Annotated in this window: 10 protein-coding genes, 1 pseudogene and 1 riboswitch; of the genes and pseudogenes, 8 read left to right on the top strand and 3 right to left on the bottom strand. The window is 71.8% G+C overall.

Annotated elements, in window-relative coordinates; all coding sequences use genetic code 11:
- Positions 1-393 (top strand): annotated as a pseudogene (locus tag EBH09_RS31795) (ABC transporter permease); the annotation flags it as partial.
- Between the two features lie 100 nt (positions 394-493).
- On the opposite strand, the gene EBH09_RS31790 reads toward EBH09_RS31795, so the two are convergent.
- The gene (locus EBH09_RS31790) at positions 494-775 is read right to left on the bottom strand and encodes a type II toxin-antitoxin system Phd/YefM family antitoxin (protein ID WP_121750308.1); all 282 of its coding nucleotides are present in this window, start codon (positions 773-775) and stop codon (positions 494-496) included.
- Positions 776-884: 109 nt separating this feature from the next.
- On the opposite strand from EBH09_RS31790, the gene EBH09_RS31785 reads away from it, so the two are divergent.
- The 4 genes from EBH09_RS31785 (at position 885) to EBH09_RS31770 (ending at position 3349) form a co-directional block, all read left to right on the top strand.
- Entirely contained in the window at positions 885-1253 is a 369-nt protein-coding gene (locus EBH09_RS31785) for a VOC family protein (protein ID WP_121750307.1), read from the top strand.
- Positions 1254-1405: 152 nt separating this feature from the next.
- A complete protein-coding gene (locus EBH09_RS31780; RefSeq protein WP_121750306.1) occupies positions 1406-2041 on the top strand; it encodes an ATP-dependent Clp protease proteolytic subunit in 636 nt (211 codons plus the stop codon).
- A gap of 7 nt (positions 2042-2048) precedes the next feature.
- Positions 2049-2357: a hypothetical protein gene (locus EBH09_RS31775; RefSeq protein WP_121750305.1), complete on the top strand. Its 309-nt coding sequence runs from the start codon at positions 2049-2051 to the stop codon at positions 2355-2357.
- Between the two features lie 370 nt (positions 2358-2727).
- Positions 2728-2872, top strand: a riboswitch (cyclic di-AMP (ydaO/yuaA leader).
- A 3-nt stretch (positions 2873-2875) separates the two neighbouring features.
- On the top strand, positions 2876-3349 hold the full coding sequence (locus tag EBH09_RS31770) for a C40 family peptidase (RefSeq protein ID WP_121750304.1): 474 nt from the start codon (positions 2876-2878) through the stop codon (positions 3347-3349).
- A gap of 90 nt (positions 3350-3439) precedes the next feature.
- On the opposite strand, the gene EBH09_RS31765 is transcribed toward EBH09_RS31770, so the two are convergent.
- Positions 3440-3931 (bottom strand): ATP-binding protein, encoded by a 492-nt coding sequence (locus EBH09_RS31765; protein WP_193776638.1) that lies wholly within the window; start codon positions 3929-3931, stop codon positions 3440-3442.
- 214 nt (positions 3932-4145) lie between these two features.
- Here EBH09_RS31765 and EBH09_RS31760 point away from each other — a divergent pair, with 214 nt between their 5' ends.
- Together EBH09_RS31760 and EBH09_RS31755 are read left to right on the top strand one after the other, a co-directional pair.
- Positions 4146-5006 carry a helix-turn-helix transcriptional regulator gene (locus EBH09_RS31760; protein WP_121750303.1) on the top strand — a complete coding sequence of 287 codons (861 nt, stop codon included), beginning with the start codon at positions 4146-4148 and terminating at the stop codon, positions 5004-5006.
- A 9-nt stretch (positions 5007-5015) separates the two neighbouring features.
- Positions 5016-5258, top strand: coding sequence for a DUF397 domain-containing protein (locus EBH09_RS31755; protein ID WP_121750302.1), 243 nt, complete (start codon positions 5016-5018; stop codon positions 5256-5258).
- 42 nt (positions 5259-5300) lie between these two features.
- Here EBH09_RS31755 and EBH09_RS31750 read toward each other — a convergent pair whose 3' ends face one another.
- Positions 5301-6428, bottom strand: coding sequence for an 8-amino-7-oxononanoate synthase (locus EBH09_RS31750; RefSeq protein WP_121750301.1), 1128 nt, complete (start codon positions 6426-6428; stop codon positions 5301-5303).
- Positions 6429-6578: 150 nt separating this feature from the next.
- On the opposite strand from EBH09_RS31750, the gene bioB reads away from it, so the two are divergent.
- On the top strand, positions 6579-7754 hold a 1176-nt coding region (bioB, locus tag EBH09_RS31745; protein ID WP_121750300.1), incomplete at its 3' end, for a biotin synthase BioB.

Raw genomic sequence — 7754 nt, 5'->3', positions numbered from 1 at the left:
TGGGCCGTGGCCGGCGTGTTCGGGCTGTCGACCCTGGCCGTCGGCGCGGGCATCGCCGGGCTCGGGGCGCTCCTCGGACGTGCCGGTCTCGGGCTGGGCGGTGCCGTGATGATGCTGCTCGGCAATCCCTTCTCCGGAGCGTCCTCGGCACCGGAGATGCTGCCCCAGCCGGCCGGCGCGATCGGCCAGTGGCTTCCGCCGGGCGCGGGAGCCTCACTGCTGCGCTCGGTGTCCTTCTTCGACGGCGCCGCCGCCACCGGCCCCGCACTGACGCTCGTGTGGTGGGCCGCACTGGGCCTGGGCGCGGTACTGCTCGGCGGCGCTCTGCGACAGCGCACGCAGGGCGACGCGCCGGCACCCGACCGGGCTCCGGCGCCGGCGGCGGCCGCCTGAGCGAGTCCGGCGGGGCAAGAGCGATCGGAGCGGTACGGCCGGCTCCGGGCAACGGTGCCCCGCGACCGACCCGGCCCCGGCGAGATCCAGACGACGCCCCCTACGTCGGGTTCGGCCCCCGGTGTTCCGCCGCGATGCCGAAGCGGTGCGGCTCGCGGGGCGCGGAGGCGGCGGTGTCCCGGACTCCGGTGACCGAGGTGATCACCTGGTCCTCCGGCGCTTCCTGGAGCGCCTCCAGACGCTCGAGGTCGGCGGCGGAGACGAGGGCGACGAGAGGCTTGCCGTGGCGCGTCACGACGACGCGCTCACCGCCGTACACCACCCGGTTGATCAGGTCGGCGAGCTCAGCCCTGGCTTGCGTCACCGGAATCTCGTAGGCCATGCCCCCAGCTTACGGTTCACCTCACGACGACCGGCTGCGCCGCCGTGCGGCGGGGAGGACGATGGAGACGAGGGCAAGCACAGCCCACCGGCGCCCCTGGAGGTACCGCATGGCAGGCGAACCGTCCTTCTTCGAACTCGGCGTGGCCGATCTCGAGCGGGGACGTGCCTTCTACGGCAGCCTGTTCGACTGGGCTCTCGAAGCCGGCCCCACGGGGCGTGGGTTCTCCATCGGCACCGGCGGTGTGCCGGGCGGCCTGCACGGCGGTGACGCGGGCGCCTCCCCGTACGTCTTCTTCCGGGTCGACGACCTGGACTCCGCCGTGGCCAGGGTGCGGCAACTGGGCGGCTCGGTCCAGGACCTCGGAGAGGAGGGCGAGGAGGACGCGGAGTCGGTGGCCCGGTTCGGCCGTTTCGCGCTGTGCCGGGACGACCAGGGCTCCTCCTTCGGCCTGCACGAGCCGCCGAACGGGGGATGAACGCGGGCACCCCACGATCCCCCTACGGCTCGCTTCCGCTGCCGTCGAACGCGCGATTCCCGCGACCCCCTCCCCTCGTAGCGTACGTCCTGTACATTTTTTACGGAAGGCAGTGCAGCCGAACACGGTTCTGCCGCGAGGAGGGGTTCGCCATGACCCGACCGTCCGCCCGTCACGTCCTGCCCGAGTTCACCGAGCGCACGAGTGCCGGGAGCAGGACGACGGACCCGTACTCGAAGCTGCTGGAGGAGCGGATCGTCTTCCTCGGGACACCCGTCGACGAGACCTCCGCGAACGACGTGATGGCGCAGTTCATGTATCTCGAACACCAGGCCCCGGACCGGGACATCGCGCTCTACATCAACTCGCCCGGCGGCTCCTTCACCGCGATGACGGCGATCTACGACACCATGCGCCACGTCGCCTGCGACGTGGAGACGACCTGCCTCGGGCAGGCGGGAGCGTCCGCCGCGGTACTGCTGGCGGCGGGCACGCCCGGCAAACGCGCCGTCCTGCCGGGCGCACGGGTGGTCATCCGTCAGCCCGCGCTCGCCGAGCCGGTGGAGGGGCAGGCGAGCGACCTGGCCATCCAGGCCGACGAGCTGATCCGCGTCCGCGCCCGTCTGGAGGAGATCCTCGTACGGCACACGGGCCGCAGTCCCGAGCAGGTGAGCGCGGACATCGAGCGGGACGTCGTCCTGGACGCGCAGCAGGCCCTGGAATACGGCCTGGTGGACCGAGTGACGCCCAGCCGCAGGGTCGCGTCCGCGGCGCCCGGCGCGAGGTGATCCGGCGATGCCGCCACCGGAACTGCCGCCCCTGCCCGCCCTGACCCGCGCCGAGGCCGAGCTGATCGACCGGTACCTGGACGTGGTCGACCTGCTCGGGCGCATCAATCCCGCGCGGGAGGGCGACACCTATCGCGGGCTGCGGGCCGCCCAGGCGCTGGTCGGCGAGGCTGCCGCCCTGCGCGACGCGCTGGCGCTGATGCACCGGCGGCGCGAGACCGAGCTGCACGCCACCACCCTGGCCCGGGCGCTGCGCGTGCTCGACGGTGAACGGCGGACGGCGCGAGTCGGCCTTCCGCCCCGTTCCGGCCGTTGACGCAACCGGAGTTGAAACGAACCAAACGGCTTACCGCCTTTCGGCGTAGGGAAACCTCCGATTTCCGACCGGCCGAGCTTGCGCTGCCCGCGTGCCCGGACAGCGTAACGAGCCACTGCGTCGCTGGTCCCGGGGTCGTCACCACACGCACCGGCCGGTCGAACACAGAGGTGTCCACCCGAACGGGTGAGTGGTGAGTAACAACACAAAGGGCACGTTCCGTTGGGATTTTCCCATGGGGCGAGACAAGATCCGTGACTGACGACAAGCCCCCGCCGCAGCGGCGGGGCGGTCCGGGCGGACGCCGAGTCCTGCCGCCGCCCGGACGACCGGTCGACAGGAGTGGATCGGCAGGAGTGGAGGACCCGAGCACGACGGGTCGCCGGAACGGTCGTCTCCGCGGGAGACGCGCCGGGCCGAGCAGCCCTTGGGGTGAAGCCGCACTCGTGCGGCCGGGCAACTTCGCCAGCCCGAATCCGACAGGTCATCCTTCACAGGCGGCTGACGAAGGGTTGCGCATGTCCGCGCTCAATCGTGTCCCGTCGCTGATGGCCCGTGCCGGTACGGCCTCGGCCCTCACCCTCGCCGCCCTGGGCGGTTCCGTAGTGGTCCCCGGCGTCGCCTCCGAGGCGGCCGCGGCGAGCCATGCGACGAAGGCCCTCAAGATCGCTGCCTCCAAGAAGGGCGCGCCATACAAATGGGGCGCCGTCGGACCAAGCAGGTTCGACTGCTCGGGGCTGACGCTGTACTCGTTCAAGAAGGCCGGCAAGAAGCTGCCGCGCACCGCCGCCCAGCAGTACAACAAGACCCGCCACATCTCCGCCAAGAGCCGCAAGACCGGGGACCTGGTGTTCTTCCACTCGGGCCGCAGCATCTACCACGTCGGCATCTACGCCGGGAAGGGCAAGATCTGGCACGCCCCGAAGACCGGGGACGTGGTGCGTCTGCAGAAGATCTGGACCGGCAGCGTCTGGTACGGCCGGGTCAAGTAGCCCGCCCGAGGGGGTGACGGCGTCCTGACCCGCCGTCACCCCCTCGGGTGCGCGGTATGCGCCTGCGGCGTGCCAGGGGCCGTCGGCGACTCACCGCTGCGGCTCCTGGCTTCCCACGGCCTGCCCGACGACCGTGGCCGGTTCGGCGGGCACCGGACCGCCCGGCGGCGCCCAGGGCAGTTCGATGGAGACGGTCTTGCCGCCTTCGCGCGTGGGCCGCACTCTCAACTTGCCGCCGCACTCCGCCGTCAGCCAGCGGATGATCACCATGCCGCGGCCGTTGTCCTGCTGGACGGCGGCGGGCAGGCGCTTGGGAAACCGCGGATGGCTGTCGGTGACACCGATGCGCAGCCGCTCGTCACGGTCGAGCACGAGGTCCACGGTGAAGGTGGGTGACTGTCCGAACGTGTGCTGGACCGCGTTGGTCGTCAGCTCCGAGACGATGAGCCGGACGGTTTCGGACACGTCGGTGTCCGGCGGCAGGCCCCACTCCGCCAGTGTGCCGACCACATAGGTACGCGCGGCGGCCACCGAGGCGGGATCGCTCGGCAGAGTAACGGATGCTTCCAGATGGTCTGCCATGGCGACGTCGTCCCTTTCCCACGGGACCGCAGCCGGACACGGAGCGGATGGTTCGAGTACGGTCCCGGACTGGTGCTTCGCCGCCAGACTGCCATCACCAGGCCGGTGCAGGGCGGCGATCCGCCAAGATCTGCATATATCTGTCGCTCAAAGCGGTGAACTCTGCGACGGCAGAGCGTATTTGGGCGGCCCATAAGGAGTAAGGGAGTGGCCCATGCAGCACGGTCCCGTGGTGCGCCGCCGGAAGCTGGGCGCGGAACTGCGCGCCCTGCGCACGTCGGCGGGTATCACCAGCGGCGAGGCGGCCCGGCTGGTGGGCTGGCACCAGTCGAAGGTCAGCCGGATAGAGACCGGGACGAGCGGGGCGAAACCGGCCGACGTGCGGTTACTGCTGGACGCCTACGGCGTGGACGACGACCAGTTGCGGGAGTTGCTGGTGATGCTGGCGGGCTCCGACGACGCGGGCGGCCGGAACCACTGGTGGCACGCCTATCGCGGGGTACTGCCCCCGACCTACCGCGACTTCATCAGCCTGGAGTCCCAGGCCAGCGCCATGCGCACGCTGGAGACCACGGTGGTCCCCGGGCTGCTGCAGACGCCGGAGTACGCCCGCGCGGTGACGCGCGCCGCGGCGGACGGGCTGCCGGAGGAGCGGCTGGACACGCTGGTGGAGGTCCGGCTGGCCCGGCAGGACGTACTGCGGGCGCAGCCGCCGCTTCTGCTGAGCGCGGTCCTGGACGAGGCGGTGCTGCGCCGGGAGGTGGGCGGCCCAGGTGTCATGTCCCGTCAGCTGGCGCGCCTGGTCGAGGCCGCGCGTCTCCCCCATGTCCGGCTCCAGGTACTGCCGTTTGCCGCCGGGGCGCACATCGGTGTCACCGGCCCTTTCGTAATCTTCTCTTTTTCGAGCACTTCTGATCTGGACGTGGTTGTTCTCGACCACTTGACGAGTAGCCTGCATCTCGAACGGAAAGAAGACCTAGAGGCCTATACCGAGGCCTTCAACGCCCTTCTGATCCATGCCCTTTCGCCCGAGGACTCGTTGGACTTCATCGCCGCGACCGCGGCAGGCGCGTAAGGAGGCACCATGTCAGGCTCATCGTCCGCACCCTGTCGGAGCATCCCTGCCGGCACCGATCTGCACGACGTGCGGTGGCTGCGCAGCAGCTACAGCACCGGAGCGAACAACTGCGTGGAGACGGCCCGGCCGCCGGCCGGCCCCTGGGCCGGACTGCTCGCCGTGCGGGACTCCAAGGTCCCGGCCGGGCCCGCGCTGCTCTTCTCCCCCGAGAGCTGGGCGAGGTTCACGGCCGCCGTCCACCGCGGCTGACCCGGTTGGGCACCGGGCGGAGCACGGCCGTGTCACGCCGACTCATGGTCGCGTTTCGCCGATCACCCGTACAGCGCGTTCGATCTGTTCCCCGGAGAGGTCCGCACGAGCGGTCAGCCTGAGCCGTGAGACGCCGTCGGGCACGGAAGGAGGGCGGAAGCAGCCCACGGACAGGCCGGCCGCACGGCAGTCGGCCGCCCACCGTACGGCCCCCTCCGGGGAGGGAGCGCGCACCGAGACCACCGCGGCGTCCGGACGTACCGCCGACAGCCCGAGGGCGGTCAGGCGTGCGTGCAGTTCCGCCGCCACCTCGCGTGCCCGCGCCGCCCGCTCGGGCTCTCGGCGCAGCAGGGTGAGCGCCGCCAGCGCCGCGCCCGCCGCCGCGGGGGCGAGGCCGGTGTCGAAGATGAACGTCCGGGCCGCGTTGACCAGGTGGTCGATCACCCGGGCGGGGCCGAGCACGGCGCCGCCCTGACTGCCGAGCGACTTGGACAGCGTCACCGTCACGACGACGTCGTCGGCGCCCGCGAGTCCCGCCGCGTGCGGGGCGCCCCGGCCGCCGTCGCCGAGGACCCCGAGGCCGTGGGCGTCGTCGACGACCAGCCCGGCACCGTGCTCCCGGCACGCCTCGGCGATCCCGGCCAGCGGCGCGGCGTCGCCGTCGACCGAGAAGACCGTGTCGGAGACGGTGACGGCGGGTCCGTCGTGCGTCGCCAGTGCCTTGCGTACGGCGTCCGGGTCGGCGTGCGCCACGACCTGGGTCGTTCCGCGCGCGAGCCGGCAGCCGTCGATCAGCGAGGCGTGGTTGCCCGCGTCGGAGACGACGAGGGAGCCGTGCGGCGCCAGCGCGGTGACCGCGGCGAGGTTGGCCGCGTAGCCGGAGGAGAAGACGAGCGCGGCCTCGAATCCGCAGTAGGCGGCCAGTTCGTGTTCCAGCTCGGCGTGGAGTTCGGTCGAGCCGGTCACGAGCCGGGAGCCGGTCGCACCGCCGCCCCAGGTGCGAGCGGCCCGGACCGCTCCCTCGGTGACCTCCGGGTGCCGGGCCAGGCCGAGGTAGTCGTTGCTCGCCAGGTCCAGCAGCGGCGAGTCGGCCGGACGCGGGCGCAGAATCCGTACGAGCCCGGCCCGGCGCCGCGCCCGGGCCTGCTCGTCGATCCAGCCGAACGCCATGGGTCGGTCCTCCGTCGTTTTGTAGGCAGTGGACAGACATTAGCGGCACGGCGGCCCCCGCGAGGTGTGGCAATACCCACACGGTGATCTGTCAGTGTTGTGCAAACTCTCCTTGGCCCCGGGCGGCCCCGTAGGACAGGATCGGCTCTCATGGACCTGCTGAACACGCTGGTGGACAAGGGGCTTCGGCGCGAGTCGCCGACCCGCGAGGAGGCTCTCGCCGTCCTCGCCACTTCCGACGACGACCTGCTCGATGTGGTGGCCGCGGCCGGCAAGGTGCGCCGCCACTGGTTCGGCCGACGGGTGAAACTCAACTACCTCGTCAACCTCAAGTCGGGCCTGTGCCCCGAGGACTGCTCCTACTGCTCGCAGCGGCTCGGCTCCAAGGCCGAGATCCTCAAGTACACCTGGCTCAAGCCCGACCAGGCCTCCCAGGCCGCCGCCGCCGGCGTGGCCGGGGGCGCCAAGCGGGTGTGCCTGGTGGCCAGCGGACGCGGTCCGACCGACCGGGACGTGGACCGGGTCTCGGACACCATCAAGGCCATCAAGGAGCAGAACGAGGCCGTCGAGGTCTGCGCCTGCCTGGGCCTGCTGTCCGACGGCCAGGCGGAGCGGCTGCGCGAGGCGGGCGCCGACGCCTACAACCACAACCTCAACACGTCCGAGGCGACGTACGGGGACATCACGACCACGCACACGTACGCCGACCGGGTGGACACGGTGAACAAGGCGCACGCGGCCGGGCTGTCCGCCTGCTCCGGTCTGATCGCGGGAATGGGCGAGAGCGACGAGGACCTGGTCGACGTGGTCTTCTCGCTGCGTGAGCTGGACCCGGACTCGGTGCCGGTCAACTTCCTGATCCCGATGGAGGGCACGCCGCTGGCCAAGGAGTGGCACCTCACCCCGCAGCGGTGCCTGCGCATCCTGGCGATGACGCGCTTCGTCTGCCCGGACGTCGAGGTGCGCATCGCGGGCGGGCGCGAGGTCCACCTGCGCACGATGCAGCCGCTCGCCCTGAACCTGGCCAACTCCATCTTCCTCGGCGACTACCTCACCAGCGAGGGACAGGCGGGCCATGCCGACCTGGAGATGATCGCGGACGCCGGGTTCGAGGTGGAGGGCGCCGGCGAGGTGACCCTGCCGGAGCACCGGGCGGCCGCGCGGGGCGGGTGCGGGTCGCACGCAGGCGGCTCGTGCGGGTCGCACGCGGACGGCGGGGCCCGCGGATCGCACGCCGAGGGCGGGGGCTGCGGGTCGCACGCGGACGGCGGTGTGTGCGGGTCCGTCCCGGCCGCGGCCGGCCGCGGCCGGGACGGACCCGCACAC

Origin of the sequence: Streptomyces sp. E2N166 (genome assembly GCF_003671715.1) — a bacterium.
Taxonomy (GTDB): Bacteria; Actinomycetota; Actinomycetes; order Streptomycetales; family Streptomycetaceae; genus Streptomyces; species Streptomyces thinghirensis.
The sequence above is the reverse complement of the archived record's forward strand: the minus strand, read 5'-3'. Positions and strand labels throughout refer to the sequence as shown.